13 protein-coding genes and 1 pseudogene are annotated in these 17,133 nt (G+C 60.3%); 5 read left to right on the top strand and 9 right to left on the bottom strand.

Annotation, left to right across the window (positions count from 1 at the left end; all coding sequences use genetic code 11):
- Positions 1-284 precede the first annotated feature (284 nt).
- From yaaA to NTD81_RS01240, 4 genes and pseudogenes are all read left to right on the top strand, one after another.
- Positions 285-1,064, top strand: a complete 780-nt coding sequence (gene yaaA, locus NTD81_RS01255) for a peroxide stress protein YaaA (protein WP_262178601.1) — start codon at positions 285-287, stop codon at positions 1,062-1,064.
- Between the two features lie 9 nt (positions 1,065-1,073).
- Positions 1,074-1,538, top strand: a complete 465-nt coding sequence (locus NTD81_RS01250; protein ID WP_262178642.1) for a multidrug transporter — start codon at positions 1,074-1,076, stop codon at positions 1,536-1,538.
- A gap of 124 nt (positions 1,539-1,662) precedes the next feature.
- Positions 1,663-2,491, top strand: a pseudogene (locus NTD81_RS01245) (SDR family oxidoreductase).
- 10 nt (positions 2,492-2,501) lie between these two features.
- Positions 2,502-2,885, top strand: a complete 384-nt coding sequence (locus NTD81_RS01240; protein ID WP_262178599.1) for a hypothetical protein — start codon at positions 2,502-2,504, stop codon at positions 2,883-2,885.
- Between the two features lie 67 nt (positions 2,886-2,952).
- Here NTD81_RS01240 and NTD81_RS01235 read toward each other — a convergent pair whose 3' ends face one another.
- The 9 genes from NTD81_RS01235 to NTD81_RS01195 all read right to left on the bottom strand — a co-directional run bounded on the left by NTD81_RS01235 (position 2,953) and on the right by NTD81_RS01195 (position 14,397).
- Positions 2,953-4,284, bottom strand: a complete 1,332-nt coding sequence (locus tag NTD81_RS01235) for a cytochrome c (RefSeq protein WP_262178597.1) — start codon at positions 4,282-4,284, stop codon at positions 2,953-2,955.
- Between the two features lie 11 nt (positions 4,285-4,295).
- The gene (locus tag NTD81_RS01230) at positions 4,296-6,080 is read right to left on the bottom strand and encodes a GMC family oxidoreductase (protein WP_410017099.1); all 1,785 of its coding nucleotides are present in this window, start codon (positions 6,078-6,080) and stop codon (positions 4,296-4,298) included.
- A 3-nt stretch (positions 6,081-6,083) separates the two neighbouring features.
- The gene (locus NTD81_RS01225; RefSeq protein WP_262178596.1) at positions 6,084-6,830 is read right to left on the bottom strand and encodes a gluconate 2-dehydrogenase subunit 3 family protein; all 747 of its coding nucleotides are present in this window, start codon (positions 6,828-6,830) and stop codon (positions 6,084-6,086) included.
- Between the two features lie 136 nt (positions 6,831-6,966).
- Positions 6,967-7,956 (bottom strand): 2-hydroxyacid dehydrogenase, encoded by a 990-nt coding sequence (locus NTD81_RS01220; RefSeq protein WP_262178594.1) that lies wholly within the window; start codon positions 7,954-7,956, stop codon positions 6,967-6,969.
- A 9-nt stretch (positions 7,957-7,965) separates the two neighbouring features.
- On the bottom strand, positions 7,966-9,243 hold the full coding sequence (locus tag NTD81_RS01215) for an MFS transporter (protein WP_262178593.1): 1,278 nt from the start codon (positions 9,241-9,243) through the stop codon (positions 7,966-7,968).
- A 71-nt stretch (positions 9,244-9,314) separates the two neighbouring features.
- On the bottom strand, positions 9,315-10,274 hold the full coding sequence (locus NTD81_RS01210) for a sugar kinase (protein ID WP_262178592.1): 960 nt from the start codon (positions 10,272-10,274) through the stop codon (positions 9,315-9,317).
- Complete coding sequence (locus tag NTD81_RS01205; RefSeq protein WP_262178590.1) at positions 10,267-11,037, bottom strand: sugar phosphate isomerase/epimerase family protein; 771 nt, start codon at positions 11,035-11,037, stop codon at positions 10,267-10,269. The genes NTD81_RS01210 and NTD81_RS01205 overlap by 8 nt, the downstream gene beginning before the upstream one ends.
- Before the next feature lie 73 nt (positions 11,038-11,110).
- Positions 11,111-12,133 (bottom strand): LacI family DNA-binding transcriptional regulator, encoded by a 1,023-nt coding sequence (locus NTD81_RS01200; protein ID WP_262178587.1) that lies wholly within the window; start codon positions 12,131-12,133, stop codon positions 11,111-11,113.
- Positions 12,134-12,396: 263 nt separating this feature from the next.
- Positions 12,397-14,397, bottom strand: coding sequence for a peptidase U32 family protein (locus NTD81_RS01195; protein WP_262178585.1), 2,001 nt, complete (start codon positions 14,395-14,397; stop codon positions 12,397-12,399).
- Positions 14,398-14,559: 162 nt separating this feature from the next.
- Between NTD81_RS01195 and NTD81_RS01190 the strand changes: the two genes are divergently transcribed.
- Positions 14,560-16,923 carry a DNA polymerase II gene (locus NTD81_RS01190; protein ID WP_262178582.1) on the top strand — a complete coding sequence of 788 codons (2,364 nt, stop codon included), beginning with the start codon at positions 14,560-14,562 and terminating at the stop codon, positions 16,921-16,923.
- The last annotated feature ends 210 nt before the right edge of the window (positions 16,924-17,133 follow it).

Below are 17,133 nucleotides of genomic sequence, written 5' to 3'. Positions count from 1 at the left end.
AGAAAAACTATTTTTTCAGGCTTTTCTGCTTTATTTGTCGCGGCGACCAATAGCCCTTGGCGCCTCAGCAAACAGCGACTACAGTCAAAAGTCCGCACGCCTACTTTTGCCGCAATCCCCCGCCGTCTCTCGCCTGCGCTCAATTCAGCACTGCCCCCTAATGAAGCACTGCGCCCTGCCCGAGCGCGTCGTTTAAAAAACCTGCGCCGATCTAATCGCCCTTATAGGTGGTTTAGCCCGCCCGCAACTTCTAGAATCGCCACAGACTTTTAGGAGCACAACCTATGTTGATGGTGATTTCCCCGGCCAAAACCCTTGATTACGAAAGTGCGCCGGTGACGCAACGCTTTACCCAGCCGCAGCATCTGGATCACGCCCAAGAGCTGATCGAGCAGTTACGCGAACTGAGCCCGGCGCAAATCGCCGAGCTGATGCACCTCTCCGACAAACTAGCCGGCCTGAACGCGGCGCGCTTTGGCAGTTGGCAGCGGCCGTTCAATCCGTCCAACGCCAAGCAGGCGCTGCTGGCGTTCAAGGGTGACGTTTATACCGGCCTGAACGCCGAGGACTTCAGCGAAGACGATTTCGACTTCGCACAAAACCACCTGCGCATGCTCTCCGGCCTCTACGGCGTGTTGCGGCCACTGGATCTGATGCAGCCTTACCGCCTGGAAATGGGCACCAAGTTCGCCAACCCCAAAGGCAAAAACCTTTATGAGTTCTGGGGCGAGCAAATCAGCGGTTGGCTCAATGACGCCCTGGCCGCACAAGGCGATGACGTGCTGCTCAACCTGGCCAGCACCGAGTACTTCAGCGCGGTCAAACGCAAAGCACTGCCAGCGCGGATCATCGACACTGAGTTCAAGGATCTGAAAAACGGTCAGTACAAGATCATCAGCTTCTACGCCAAGAAAGCCCGGGGGCTGATGGCGCGCCATGTGATCAAGCAGCGCCTGAGCGATCCGGCTGCGCTGAAGGACTTTAACCTCAACGGCTATTACTACAGCCCTGAACAGTCCAAGCCAGATAGCCTGGTGTTCCTGCGCGACCACGCCGAGGATTGAGCCATGTGGCTGTTGCTCGGCGCGCTGTTGCTCTTGAGCTGGCTGGTGCTGTTGCTGCGCTATCCGCGTAAAGCCCTGCCGATTTCCGGCGCTGCCGCCGTGCTGCTCGGTCTGCTCGCCAGTGTGGTGTTGTGGCAGGAGCGGCGCGACGAGCACCACTTGGCGCGCCTGCAATTGCACTTAAGCTTCGCCCCCGGGCAGTGCCCGGCCGATCAGCCCTTGGCGCTGACCTTAGACAACCGCAGCAGCGCCGCCTTAGTCGAATTAACCTGGCAGGTGGCGGCCTATCGCCCCGGCGAAAACGTCAATCTGGCGCAGGCCTTCTACACCAGTCCCCATTACAGCGGCCCCGGCGAACTGGCCCCTGGTGCGCAGTGGCGCAGCTGTCTGCCAGTGCCGACGCTGCGCAGCGGTTATCGCGCCAGTACCTTGGAGTTTCGTGCCGAACGTCTGCAAGGTCGATTTAATTACTAAACAAACTCGGGCACCCTAAGGGCCACTCGCTAAACGCGGTCCGCGTCCCGAGCACAATAAGACGCACGCGACCAGCACTTGGCGGCGCGAACTTGCCCAGCCCACAACAAGAACGGAGCTTGTCATGGCATTACCCAGCGTACTCATCACCGGATGTTCCAGCGGCATTGGCCGTGCCCTCGCCGATCTGTGCCAACAAGCGGGCTATCAGGTCTGGGCCAGCGCGCGTAAACCCGAGGATGTGACCGCACTGGCTGCGGCCGGATTTAACGCCGTGCAGTTGGATGTCAATGATGGCCTCAGCCTTGGCCTGTTGGCCGAGCGCCTAAAAGCTGAAATCGGCGGCCTCGATGTACTGATCAATAACGCCGGCTACGGCGCCATGGGACCGCTGCTCGATGGTGGCGTGGAGGCCATGCGCAAGCAGTTCGAGACCAACGTGTTTTCCCTGATTGGCGTCACTCGCGCGATGTTCCCCTTGCTGCGCCAGAACCGAGGCTTGGTGGTGAATATCGGCAGTATCTCCTCCCTGCTGCATACTCCGTTCGCCGGCACCTACTGCGCTTCCAAAGCGGCGGTGGATGCCTTGAGCAATGCCCTGCGGATGGAGTTAGCGCCGTTCGGCATCGAGGTTATGCAGGTGCAGCCAGGGGCGATTCAATCCAGCTTCGGCGCCAACGCCAGCCAGCAGGCGGAACAGTTGATCGATGAAGCCTCGCCCTGGTGGCCCATTCGCGACGGCATCCGCGCCCGCGCCATGGCCTCGCAAGACAACCCGACCCCGGCCACGGAGTTTGCCGCCAAACTGCTGCGCGCCATTCAGGCTAAACCGCGCGCGCTTAGTGCGCATCGGCCATGGCAGCCGCAGCTTGCCCTGGCTGGTACGTCTGGTGCCTACCGGCTTGCTGCAAGCCATTATGAAAAAACGCTTCGGATTAAACCGCAGCCTGTAATTGAGAAACCATGAAGTCAGTCAATTCCAACCCCGTCGCCATCCGCTCCCTGGCCTTCGGCGCCGTGCTGGCGGTGATGCTGCTTAACCTGCTGCTGCGTACCGTCGGCAAACTCAGTGGCCTGGTCGCCACCTTGGCCGTGGCAGCCTTAACCGGCGTCGGCATACGCCTGTGGGTGCGCCTGCGTTATCAACGCAATCTGTACAGCAGTGAACGCTGGCGTGTGCTGGGGCTGTACAGCGCTGTACTAGCCTTGCTGTATCTGGGCTTGTTGCTCAGCATGGCGCTGCAGAATGACCCTAGTCCCATGGCGGTGCTGATCTTCGGCCTGCATTACTTCTGCTACCCGCTGCTGGCCTGGCTGATCACTCAGCCGACCTTGCCTCACGCCTAAATAAAAGTCACCGCGCGGTACTCGCGGGGTGGCTTTTATCGCTCAGGCGCGCTACCTGCCAAGGCGTTTACTGCGGCTCTGCGACGCCCGTGGTGTCACTGATCAGCGACTGCGCCTGAAGCACTGGCGGCTTAGGCGGCACATGGGGCAGCTCACGCAACTTGGCCACGGCGCTGGCCGTCACCGCGTCAGCCTGATTACCCCAACTGCCGCGGATAAAACTCACCACATCGGCCACTTGCTGATCATTCAGGCGCCAGGCAAAACCGGGCATGGTGAAGGTCGATGGCGCCGTGTGAGTGGCCGGCAACGTGCCGCCAGCCAGCACGATATGAATCAGCGAAGTGGCATCCTCACTCTGCACCACCGGGTTGCCGGCCAGTGCAGGAAACACCCGGCTATAGCCCTGACCATCGGTGCGGTGACAGGCGCCGCAGTTATCCACATACAGCGCGGCCCCCGTTTGACTGTCGTTGCCCTGCCACAGCGCCTTGGCCACTTGCTCGTCCACTTTAAACGGCTGATCGTGCGCGTTACTCGCCGGTAAACTCTTCAGGTAACGGGCAATGGCGGTGAGGTCGGTATCATTTAAATACTGCAGGCTGTGCACCACCACATCGCTCATACCGCCAAACACGGCGGAACGCTCACTGCGCCCGGTCTTCATAAAGGCCACCAGTTGCGCCTCAGACCAACTGCCCAAGCCGTCCTTGTGGTCGCCGCGCAGACTCTTGGCGATCCAACCTTCCAGCGGTGCGCTGCCGGATAAGAACTCCGCGCCATCGGCCTCACTCAGCGCCTGCTCCTGCATGGTCAGGGCCCGTGGTGTATGGCAAGCGCCGCAGTGACCAAGGCCTTCCACCAAATAGGCGCCACGCGCCAGTACCGGGTCTTGAGTGCTGGCCGCCACCGCCTGCACCTCTGGAGCGAACAGGCCGCGCCAAATCGCCAACGGCCAACGCATGCTTAACGGCCAGGGAATATCGCTGGGCTGATTGCTCTGCTGCACCGGCGTCACGCCGTGCATGAAGTAGGCGTACAACGCCTGCATATCGGCATCGCTGACCTTGGCATAGGACGGATAAGGCATGGCCGGATACAGGCTGCTGCCATCCTTGCCGATGCCCTGGCGCACCGCCCGTTCAAAGTCTTCGTAACTGTATTGGCCAATGCCCGTGTCATCGGGGGTGATATTGGTCGAATACAAGGTGCCGATAGGGGTTTCCATGGGCAGGCCACCGGCAAATGGCTGACCGCCTTTCGCCGTGTGACAGGCCACGCAGTCGCCGGCGCGGGCGAGGTATTCGCCTTGCTCGATCAGCTTCTTATCAGGGCCATCGGCGGCATGCAGCACGCTGCTGGCGAGCAGGCCGAGGGCGGCAATTAACGTCTTGTTCATGCGCACGCTCCTTATGCCTGCACCAGTGGGCCGGGGTTCTTCAGGTACTGCTCGCGGATCGCCCGCGCCGACCAATAGGTCAGCGCTGCCAGCAAACCGGTAGGGTTATAACCCAAGCCCTGAGGGAACGCCGAAGCACCGGGCACGAACACGTTGTGCACATCCCAGCTCTGCAAATAACGGTTCAGCGCGCTGGTTTTCGGGTCGCTGCCCATGATCGCGCCGCCGTTTAAATGGGTGGTCTGGTAGCTGTTGGCATCGAAATGGCCGCCGTTGACCTTGCTCGCTGCGCTGATCACTTTAGGCCCCATGGCCTCGGCGATTTTTTGCAGGCGCTCGAGCATAAAGCGGTTCATCTTGACGTCGTTGTCCTGCCAGTCGAAGGTCATGCGTAGCAGTGGCAGGCCGTAGCTATCGGTGTACTGCGGGTCGAGATCAAGGTAGTTGTCGCGATAGGACTGATGGGCGCCGTGGGCGTCCATGGCCAGGCTATGCGAGTAACTTTCGGCCACCGCTGCCTTCCAGGCGCTGCCCCACTTCGGCGTGCCCGGCGGTACTTTCAGTCCGGCGATGGGTTTGCTGCCGGCCTGGTTGACCCAAAACGGCGAGCCACCGACAAAACCGTGGGGACCGTGATCGAAGTTATCGGCGTTGAAATCATCGATGGCGATGCCATTGCCGCCCGCGCCAATAAAGGGATTGGTGAAGTGCTGGGAGGGCTTAAAGAAAGCACTGACGGTGGACATATTCTGGTAGGCGAAATTACGCCCCACCACGCCCTCGTTGCTCACCGGATCGTATGGTTTGCCAATGCCAGAAAGCAGCATCAGGCGCACGTTATTGAACTGGAAGGCCGACAAAATCACCAAGTCCGCCGGCTGCTCAATCTGCCGCCCCTGGCTGTCGACATAGGTCACGCCGGTGGCCTGGGTTTTCGCGTCGTCGAGATTGACCCGCAGCACATGGGCGTTGTTGCGCAGCTCAAAATTCTTCAGGCCACGCAGCGCCGGCAAGATGTTCACATTGGGTGACGCCTTGGAATACATGTAGCAGGCATAGCCGCTGCAATAACCACAGAAGTTACACGGCCCCATTTGCGCGCCGTAGGGGTTGGTATACGGCCCTGAGGTGTTGGCCGAAGGCAGGTTGTAGGGGTGATAGCCCAGCTCGCTGGCGGCCTTGCCGAATAGCTGCGCCGACACCGTATTCTTCTGCGCCACCAGCGGAAAATCGTTAGAGCGATCCGCCGCGAAGGGATTACCGCCCTTATCGCGACCGACTACTTCGCCCTTGATCGACCATGCCGTGCCGGAGGTGCCGAAGACCTTCTCGGCAAAATCAAAATACGGCTCCAGCTCTTCATAGCTGACGCCAAAATCCTGAATGCTCATGCCTTCAGGGATAAAGTTTTTGCCGTAACGCTCTTCGTAGTGACTGCGCATGCGCAGCTCCACGGGATCGACCCGAAAGTGCACGCCGGACCAATGCAGCCCCGCGCCGCCGGTGCCCGTACCGGGCAAAAAGGCGCCGAACTGGCGGTACGGTACGGCCACGTCATTACGGGTATGGCGCAAGGTCACGGTCTCGCGGGAGATGTCCATAAACAGCTTTTTGCGCGAGTTATAGGTCAGCTCATCCATGGTCTGCGGATACACCCCATCGGGGTAGGTATCGCGCGCCGGGCCACGCTCCAGCGCCAGCACCTGTAAGCCGGCCTCAGTCAACTCCTTGGCCATGATGGCCCCGGCCCAGCCGAAACCGACGATCACTGCATCGACTTTTTTCATTACCCGCATGACTTAACCTCGCTCGCCGCTGATGGACACCGGCGGGTAGGCATAGCGCTCGTCGCGCTCGACCCAATCCATAAAATCTGCACGGGCTCCGGGGAAGCCAATCAGCTTCCAACCGGCCAGCCCTTGGTTGCCACCGTGAATGGGGTCGCTGAAAAAACCTTCGCAGGTATTGCTCCACAGCATGGCGAAAAAGGTCGGCGCAGGGACGTCCTCGAAGCTCGCCTTGCCACTGTCGAGGTCCTGTAACACCTGCTCCTGCTGCTCTGCCGCAAGCTCGGTAAAGGGCTTGCCCCATTGCAGTTGGCAATAGGCATTACTCGCCTCGATGCCTAGGCGGTAGATCTCCTGCGGGCTGAGCTTGAGCTGGTAACCCAACTCCTTAGGCGCGTCGGGCTGAAACGGCCCCTGCATAAACCACAGGCCACCGCTGCCATAGCGGGTGTTGAGTTGACGGTCGATAAACTCCGCCACGCCGCTATCCGCAGCGCCTGGGCCTAAGTTATCGGTGGGAATCAAACGGGCCACCGCGGCGTTGATAAAGGCCAGCTCTTCTTGAGTAAAAAAACTTGGGCTGTAGGCCCGTGCTTGCGCAGGCTCGGCCGTGACGGCCGCCGCGCTAGGGCTGGACTGGCTGAGCAGCGCAGTACCGACGCCGGTACTGGCAATGGCCGCGACCGGAATCAGGCCGAGGGACTGGCGTAAAAATTCACGGCGCGCAGGTATCGCGTGCCCAGGTTGGTCCTTAGACATGGCCGGTGCTTCTCCTTGCAACAAGCTCAATCAGGTCAATGCAGTATGGCCCCATTTTTCCGAGGGGCTTGGCCGATAGACAGAAATCGTGGGCGGCTGTTCCTCACCTATAACCGAGGAGCAGCCGCAGGCTGGGTTAAATGCCGCTGCGACGCGGCCAGGCTGATGGGTTGACCAGATTGGCCGGACGCTCCCCAGCCAGGCCGGCCAAAAGATTGTCCACGGCGCAGCGGGCCATGGCTTCGCGGGTTTCCAAAGTGGCCGAACCGATATGCGGAGTCAGCACTAAGTTGTCCAGCTGCAACAGCGGCGAATCCTGCGGCAGCGGCTCTTGCACCATCACATCCAAACCTGCCCCGCGAATGCGCTGGTGCTGCAGGGCGTCAATCAGCGCCGCTTCATCCAACACCTTGCCGCGGGCGATATTGATCAGAATGGCTGAAGGCTTCATCAGAGCCAGTTGCTCATGGCTGATCAGATTCTCCGTGGCCGGACTCAGGGGCACCGTCAGGCAGACGAAGTCAGACTGCTGCAACAGCTCGCTCAGGCTGCGGTAGCCGGCGCCATAGCGCTGCTCCACCTCAGGTCGCGGGTTACGACTGTGATACAGCACCTGCATGCCAAAGCCGGCGGCGGCACGGCGGGCCAAGGCCTCGCCGATACGCCCCATGCCGACGATGCCCAAGGTTTTGCCCTGCACATCGCAACCAAAATGGCTCGGACCAATTGCCGCTTGCCAGTGCCCGGCACGAATCCAACGATCCAGCTCGACCACCCGCCGCGCCGCCGCAAGGATCAGGGCAAAGCCGGTATCGGCAGTGGTTTCGGTGAGCACATCCGGCGTATTGGTGAGCAGTACGCCGCGCTGGTTAAAGGCCTCGATGGCGTAGTTATCCACCCCCACCGACACACTGGAGACTACCTCGAGTTGCGGTGCCAGGCTAAGCAAGGCGTCGTCCACCTTTAAGCTGGCGCCGAGCAAACCCTGGGCCTTAGGCAAGGCGTCATGCAGCTGCGCCAACCCCGCCGCAGTGGACGGATCAATCAACTGCACCTCGACCTGCTCGTGCAGGCGCGCCATCAGCTCAGCGGACAGGCGTTTATACAAAACCACAGACTTCTTCATCACAGATACCTAGTGAGTGGGGGCCAGACGCTGCTGGCGCGTTGGCTGTAAAGGGTTGAGCACAGCGGTCAGGGCCACGGCCACCAGCAGCGCCGCCGACATAAATAAATAGGAGGCACCAGGCCCGCCGGTGGAGCCATTGAGGTAACCAACGAGCCACGAGCCGGAGAACGAACCCAATGCGCCCATGCTGTTGATCAGCGCCATGGCGCCGCCGGAAACGTTAATTGGCAACAGCTCGGGCACGATGGCGAAAAACGGTCCATAGGGCGCGTACATACAAGCACCAGCCACCACCAGTAAGGCATAGGACCACCAGAAGTGCTGCGTGCCCAAGACATAGGAGCCATAAAACGCCAACGCGGCGATCAACAGTGGCGGCCAGACAAAACGCTTGCGCTTCTGGATGCGATCCGACGCCCAGGACACGCCAAACATAGCCAGCACCGCGCACAGATAAGGCAGCGCCGACAGCCAACCGGCAGTGATCATATCCAGCCCCGCCGCTTGCTTGAGAATCGACGGCAACCACAGCACAAAACCGTACACCCCGATGCTCCAGCAAAAGTATTGCAGCGCCAGAATGATCACCGTCGGCGAGCGGAACGCCTCACGGTAGTTCTTCACCGGTTTGATCGCCTGCTGCTCGGCCTCCAGTGCCGCACTTAAGGCTTGCTGCTCAGGCGCAGTCAGCCACTTGGCCTGGGATGGACGATCATCGGCCAAACGCCACCAAATAAAGGCCCAGATAATGGCCGGCGCCCCTTCGATGATAAACATCCAGCGCCAGCTGAATTGCTCGATCAGATAGCCCGACAGCACCGACATCCAGAGGATGGTGACCGGGTTACCCAAGAGCAAAAAGGTGTTGGCGCGCGAGCGCTCGGCGCGGGTAAACCAGTGGCACAGGTAGATCAGCATGGCCGGCATCACCGCGGCCTCGACCACCCCCAAGAAAAAACGAATCAACACCAGCCAATAGACCTGATGCACCACCCCAGTCAGGGTGGCTAAGCTGCCCCAGAGAATCAGGCTGTAAAAGATCAGGGTTTTAACACTGCGTTTTTCCGCATAGATCGCCCCCGGCACCTGGCAGAAGAAATAGCCGAGAAAGAACAACGCGCCGAGCAGCGACGATAAACCGGGAGTGATCTGCAGGTCTTCGGCCATACCCGAGGCCGCCGCAAAGCCGTAGTTAGCCCGATCCAGGTAGGCCAGGCTGTAAGTGATAAAGACGATAGGCAGGATGTACCACCAGCGCCGAGGAGCAAGTCGTTCGTTGTGCATGGGAAATCTCCTGAATTGTTCTTGTAGTTGCATCAGGGGCCGGCGCACCGGTCGTTTGGTAAACCAGCGCATTAGGCCTGGAGTGAAAGTGTTGCCTGGTACTGATCCAGTTCTGCGCGCAGGGGCAGGCCGTCCATATCGCCGCGATACTGCACCGCCCGGCTGCCGCACCAGTTACCGCGCGCCACGGCCACGCCCAGCGGCAAACGTTCGAGCAAGGCGCTGAGCACGCCCACGGCAAAGGCATCGCCGGCACCGACGGTGTCCACCACCTGCGCCACTGGCTGGCCCGGCACATAACCTTGCTGGCCCATGGCGTCTTGCCAATAAGCGCCTTGGGCGCCGAGCTTGATCGCCACGCACTGTACGCCCCGCTCCAGGTAGTACTCGGCAACGCCCTCGGGGCTATCGCGACCAGTCAGCAGGCGCCCCTCCTCTATGCCCGGCAGCAGCCAGTCAGCCTTAAAGGCCAGGGCGTTGACTTCACGAATCATGGTGGCGTGGTCGGGCCACAAACGCGGGCGCAAATTCGGATCGAACGACACCGTGCCCCCGGCGCTGCGTATGGCATTGAGCAACTGATGGGACAGCTCGCGGCAACTGGCCGAGAGCGCCGGGGGAATGCCCGTGGCATGTACATGGCGCACTTGCAGCAGCTCATTGTTGAGCTGCAAGGTGGACATGCGGCTGGCCGCCGAACCCCGGCGAAAGTACTCCACCTGCGGATCACTGCCGTCGTCGCAGCGCTGCTTCAATTGCCAGCCCGTGGGGAACACCGGATCGACCTGCACTTGGCTGCAGTCCAAGCCCTCTTCGCGCAAGCTGTGCAAGACAAATTCACCGAGCGAGTCATTGCCCACCCGGCTTAGCCAATTAACCCGTAAACCTAAGCGCCGCAAACCAATCGCCACATTGCTGTCGGCCCCGGCAATGGCTTTGCTAAAGCTTTTAACCTGAGCCAAAGGGCCAGGCTGCTCGGCCACAAACATGGCCATGGTTTCGCCAAAACACAGTACGTCGTGCTTAAGCATGGCGCACCTGAGCTTCAAGCTGAGCCAGCTGGGCAACATGACGCCGGGTTAGCCCGGGCAGGTCATTAGCGATCAATGGAAACTCGATGGCACGCGGCACATTAGGCTCGAAATAACGGAGCAGCTCTCGCCATTGCTCAAGGTCAGTGTCCTGCGGCGGCAGCGCCTGCAAGCGGCCATCGGCGCGGCGCTGCACCGCCTTGCAGTGCACATAACGCACCCACGGCCCCAACTGCTGCGCGGCCTGTAAGGGCGACTGCTGTTGCCAATGCCAGTTGCCGACATCGAACGTCATGCCCGGCGCCACGCCTTGTGATGTGGCCGCCTCGAAGAAGTTGAGCAAAATCGGTAAGCGTCCGCCCTCGACGGTCTGGTCGTTCTCGATATACAGCGCTGGCCCCTGCTCAAACAGCGGGTGCAGCGCGCACAAATTCAACCCGGGCTGCCAGTGCCCGAGAGACACCTTCAGCGCCACCGCGCCAATCTCCCGCGCCAGTTGCAGACGCTCCATCACGGCAGGTTCCAGCTGGCCGTCCGCCCGCCAGAGTCCCAGCGGCGCTGAGTACAGTTGTTCGAGGCCGTGATCAGCCGCCGCCTGAGCCAACTCAGCGGGCTCAGGCAGTTTGTTAAACAGCTCCTCACGCCACTCCACCCGCCGCGCACCACTGGCCGCTAACAGGGGCAGATAACTGACTTGGCCCAGATTACGTACGGAATCGGCACCAAAACTGGAGAGGCTGATGGCAACGCTGGGTGAAGGCATGGAAACGTCCTTATTATCCGAATGAAATCGGTTTCATTTAACGACAAAGCACAGTTCGAGCGACGTAGCGCAGTTAGACCTGTCGGTAACTAGAGCCTCGGCGGATCAACTGCGCGGGCAGGTCCAGACGACGCGCCGGCAAGCGGCTGCCCTGTAAACGCTCAAGCAGGCAGGCAAAGGCCGCCGCGCCAATCTCGCCAGTAGGTTGGGCCAAGGCACTGATGCCGCTGCCCACCAAGGGATACCAATCCAGTTCGTCGATGGCCAATAGGCCCAACTCAGTGAACAGGGGTTCTGGGCGGATATTCAGCACACGCATGGCTTCCAGGGTGGCCACGCCGTTGCAGGTCAACAGCGCTTTCGGGCCATGGCCCTTATCCGCGACAAATCTATCCAGCTGCTGGGCCAGTCGTGGATTCACTTCCAGCACTTGGCCCCTTAAGCCCGGGCGCTTAGCCACGGCGGCAGTAAACGCGCTGACCCGCTCATGGCGGGAGCTGGTGCCATCCAAGGGCTCGCTGATGCATAAGAGATCTTGATAGCCACTGTCCTGTAGGTGGTCCAGGGCTTGCTCTATGGCTTGCAGGTTATCGAGGCCGACCATATCCACTTCCAGGCCCTGCACCTGACGGTCGATTAACACCATCGGCAGCTCTTGAGCCAGATCCGCCAGAGTGCGCGCCTGATGGCCCAAGGTGTGGACAATCAGACCATCGACGTTATACGACTGCAGCGCCTGCAATTGCGCGTGTTCCAGATCGTCGTCATAGGCGGTGTTGCACACCACTAGGCTATAGCCGTGCTGGCGGCAGGCGGTTTCGACGCCATGCATCACGGCCACTGAATAGGGATTGCGGATATCGGCCAGCAGCAAGCCGATCAAGCCGGTACGGCCATGCTTGAGGGCGCTGGCCATGCGATTGGGCCGGTAGCCCAAGCGCTGCACCACTTCCTCGATGCGCCGGGCCGTGGCATCGGCCAGCAATTGCCGGTCGGCGCCCATGTAGCGTGATACGGTGGCCTTGGACACACCGGCGGCCTTGGCCACCTCGCTAATGGTGACGCGACCACGGGCAGAATAATGAGTGGAGTTCACCCTTGATCCTTTTTTCTTATCGGGCTTTGGGTTGGTGCGTTTAAACGCACTCTCTGACTAACACGGGCAATTGAAACCGGTTTCAATCAAACCGCTTAGCACTCAGCTCGTCAAGCCCCCCTCCGTCGGGCAAATCGCCGAAGGCTCTAATTAGGGTGTTGAGCGAAGCGGACAAGCGCCAACGTCGCAAATCTGCCTGTAAGACAACTAACTGCAGCACGCAGACAACGTGCGCCAAGCACAGGCTGGCGCACGCCCAAGGACTACTTGCGTTTGATGGTTTTCAGCAGGTCTTCGGGGCTGATATAGGCCACTGCCCCGCCCGAGCTTTGCAGGCTGCCGGGCTGGGCCTGGTTGAGGATATGGCCCTTCATCTTGCCGATGATGTGCATCTCGCACGGCTTGCAGTCGAACTTAAGGGTCAGCACTTCGTCCTGGTGGATCAACTGCATCGGCGCCACTTTAGTCCGTACGCCTGTAACGCCCTTGGCCTGTTTCGGACACAGGTTGAAGGAGAAACGCAGGCAGTGCTTGGTGATCATCACCGGCACTTCGCCCGCCTCTTCGTGGGCCTCGTAAGCTGCGTCGATCAACTGCACGCCATAACGGTGATAAAACGCCCGGGCCTTCTCGTTGTAGACGTTAGCCAAGAAGGTCAGGTGCGATTCCGGATACACCGGCGCAGGCTCGCTGACCGGTTTGCGAAAACCATGGGGATGGGCCGCGATGCGCGCCTGAGTCAGCGCCTCAATCGCCTCACGGCGCAAAGCTTTAAGCTGCGAGCCGGGAATAAACGGCACAGCCTGAGCATCAATCTGCACATCCGTGGCGTAGTAGATGGTGGTACCCAGCTTGCCCAGGGTGTCGCTTAACTGCTCGCGGGCCTGCTCGGCGTCTTTAGCTTCGGCAAACGGTCCGGCCAGGCTCACCGCGACTTCCACGTTATCGTCACTGCGCAGGTTCAGTTGCAGTTGCTGCTCAGCCACCTGCACTTGCCAGGTCACGCCGATACGGCGCTCGGCCGAAGTTTTCAGCAGCGCCTGCTGCCAGTTGTGGTCGAGGTTACGGTTAAGCGGGTGTAGCGGGCGCAAACGCGAAAGCGCCGCCGGCATTTCGTTGGGTTCCACTCGATAGCGATAGCGCGGCTGGCCGTCTTCCTCGAACTGCTCCTTAAGCTCGGCGATATTGGCGCGAAAACCCACCACTTCGCGCTTAACCAACACATTAAGGCCGTCACCATTGGACAGCGGTGTATCGGTCACAGCGATCAGGTCGCGCTTGTTCACCTTCTCCACCTGCCCCACGGCCAAACCGGTAAAGGTCGGCGAGTCGAAGGCGCCGATATCGATCTTACGGTCGCTGACAAAATAGTCCGTGCTGCCACGGTGGAAGGTTTTATCGGTGTCGGGAGTGAAGAAGTGCTCGGTACGCCCGCTGGAGGCGCGGGCCAGATGGGGACGCTGCTCGAGGATGGCGTCCAGCTCTTGGCGGTAGTGAGCGGTGATGTTCTTCACATAGCTCATGTCCTTGTAGCGCCCTTCGATCTTGAACGAGCGCACGCCGGCATCGACCAGATGGATCAGGTTGGCGGTCTGGTTGTTGTCCTTCATCGACAGCAAATGCTTGTCGAAGGCCACCACCCGTCCCTGGTCATCCTTCAAGGTGTATGGCAGGCGGCAGGCTTGCGAGCAGTCGCCGCGGTTGGCGCTGCGCCCGGTCTGCGCGTGGGAGATATTGCACTGGCCAGAGAAGGCCACGCACAGGGCGCCGTGGATAAAGAACTCGACGGCCGAATCGACGTTGTCGCAGATGTTGCGGATTTCCTGCAGGTTCAGCTCGCGCGCCAACACCAGCTGGGAGAAGCCGGCATTGGCGAGAAACTTGGCCTTATCCAGCGTGCGGATATCGCACTGGGTGCTGGCGTGGATCTCAAGTGGCGGCAGGTCCATTTCCATCACGCCCATGTCCTGCACGATTACCGCATCCACCCCGGCCTCGTACAGTTGCCACAGCAGTTGGCGCGCCGGCTCTACTTCATCGTCATGCAGGATGGTGTTGAGGGTGACAAACACCCGCGCATGGAACAGATGGGCAAACTCCACCAAACCGGCAATATCGGCCAGGCTGTTGCTCGCGTTATGCCGCGCACCAAAGCTGGGGCCACCGATGTATACGGCGTCGGCACCGTGCAGGATGGCCTCCTTGGCAATGGCGGCATCACGGGCCGGGCTCAACAGTTCAAGGTGGTGCTTGGGCAGGGACATGGCGGACTAATCTGTGCGGGAAATCGAACCGCGCATTTTACCCGCAATTACGCATTTGTCTGTGCCCATCGAGCGCGAAATAGCGGCAACCGAAATACTGTATAGGCATCCAGCCTGCGAACCACGTAGAATCCCCCCATCAACACCCATGGAATCCAGCCAGTGGCGTTACAACAGGGCTTTCTACTGACTCGGCACTGGCGCGACACGCCCCAGGGCACCCAAGTGGAATTCTGGCTGGCCACCGACGAGGGTCCACGGCATCTCCGCCTGCCCTATCAGCCGTCGGTAGCCTTTATGCCGGCGGAGCAACAGGGCGCGGCGCAAAAGCTAGTCGAGCAATTCACTGGCGCCAGCCTTAAGCCCTTAGAACTTAAAGACTTCCGCCAGCGCCCGGTGCTGGGCCTGTACTGTCAGCAGTATCAGCATGTGCTGGACCTGGACCGACAGCTGCAACGTATCGGCGTCGACCTCTACGAAGCCGATATCCGCCCGCCCGAGCGCTACCTGATGGAACGCTTTATCAACGCCCAGGTGCTGTTCGATGGCGAAGCGGACGCCACAGGCCTCTTGCACAATGCCGTGCTGAAAACCGGCGACGACTACCGCCCAGCGCTCAAGCTGTGCTCGCTGGATATCGAAACCACCGAGTACGGCGAGCTGTATTGCATCGGCCTGCACGGCTGCGGCCAGCGCCAGGTGTATATGCTCGGCAAGCCCAAGGCCGATGACACACCGGTGGATTTTCAGCTGGAGTACTGCGACAGCCGCGCCGAGCTATTGCAGCGACTCAACCAATGGATCGTCACCTATGATCCCGACGCCATCATCGGCTGGAACGTGGTGCAGTTCGACCTCAAGGTGTTGCAGCGCCACTCCCGCGAACTGGGCATCCCGCTGCTGCTGGGCCGCGACGGCAGCGAAATGCTCTGGCGCCAGCACGGCAGCGGCGCCAACCACTACTTCGCCTCGGCGGCCGGGCGCTTGTTTATAGATGGCATCGAGGCACTGCGCGAAGCGACATGGTCGTTCAGCTCCTTTAGCCTGGAAAACGTCGCCCAAACCCTGCTCGGCACCGGCAAGGACATCTCCACGCCCTACCAGCGCATGGATGAAATCAACCGCCTGTTCGCCGAGGACAAACCGGCGCTGGCCCGCTACAACCTGCGCGACTGCGAACTAGTGACGGAGATATTTGCCCACACCAAGATCCTCGACTTCCTCCTCGAGCGCGCCAGTGTCACCGGCCTGCCGGCTGATCGCATGGGCGGCTCGGTGGCGGCGTTCGAGCATCTGTATATGCCGCTGATGCACCGCTTGGGTTTTGTCGCGCCGAACTTGCGCGATAAAGCTCCCCACGCCAGCCCTGGCGGCTTTGTCATGGAGTCCCAGCCGGGGCTGTATGAGTCGGTGTTGGTGCTCGACTACAAGAGCCTGTACCCGTCAATTATTCGCAGTTTTCTGATCGACCCGGTGGGCCTGATTGAAGGCCTGCGCCTGGCGGATGCTGAGCACTCGGTGCCGGGCTTTCGCGGTGCGCGCTTCTCCCGTACCGAACACGCCCTGCCGGCGATCGTCGAGCGGGTGTGGCAAGGTCGCGAGGCCGCCAAACGGGAAAAAAACGCGCCGCTGTCGCAGGCGTTAAAAATCATCATGAACGCCTTCTACGGCGTACTTGGTTCCAGCGGCTGCCGCTTTTTTGATACGCGCCTGGCCTCGTCCATCACCCTGCGCGGCCACGAAATCATGGGCCGCACCCGCGCCCTGATCGAAGCCGAAGGCTACACCGTGATCTACGGCGACACCGACTCCACCTTCGTCTGGCTTAAAAGCAAACACAGCGAAGCAGACGCCGCACGCATCGGCCACGCCTTGGTGGCCAAAGTTAACCAGTGGTGGCTGGCCCATCTGCGTGACGAATTCGGTCTCACCAGCGCCTTGGAACTGCAATACGAAACCCACTATCAGCGCTTCCTGATGCCGACCATTCGTGGCGCCGAAGAAGGCAGCAAAAAACGCTATGCAGGGCTTGTGCAACGCTCTAGCGGCGAGCTGGAGATGGTCTACAAGGGCCTGGAAACCGTACGCAGCGACTGGTCGCCGCTGGCCCAACGCTTTCAGCGCGAGCTGTACGAACGCATCTTTAAACACCAGGGCTATCAGGCCTATGTGCGCGACTATGTACAACGCACCTTGGCTGGCGAGTTCGACGACCTGTTGGTCTACCGCAAACGCCTGCGCCGCAGCCTTAGCGACTACCAACGCAACGTGCCGCCGCAAGTACGCGCCGCGCGCCTGGCCGACGACTACAACGCCGCCCACGGCCGCCCCCAGCAATACCAGAACGGCGGCTGGATCAACTACGTCATCACCCAACACGGCCCCCAACCGCTGGAAGCCATCAGCGCACCGATGGATTACGAGCACTATCTAAGCAAACAACTGCAACCGGTGGCCGATGCGATATTGCCGTTTGTGGATGATGACTTTGGAACGTTGATTGGTGGGCAATTGGGGTTGTTTTGAACCTAGCCCCCACACCAATTTCCCGTAAAGCATCGCATAGCACCTCAGTGCCCGTAGACATCTGCGCACCTGTATTAACTACTACGGTACTACGAATCGCCTACAACCAGATCAATTAAAAACTCAGAGAAAAATAAAAGCTAAAATAAAACTGATAGTCTCATCACATCAAAAAAATCGATGAGACTATCGGATGAACAACCATCAATG

Origin of the sequence: Pseudomonas sp. 5P_3.1_Bac2 (genome assembly GCF_025465995.1) — a bacterium.
Taxonomy (GTDB): domain Bacteria; phylum Pseudomonadota; class Gammaproteobacteria; order Pseudomonadales; family Pseudomonadaceae; genus Aquipseudomonas.
Note: the sequence above shows the minus strand (reverse complement) of the source record. Positions and strands in the feature narration are given on the sequence as shown.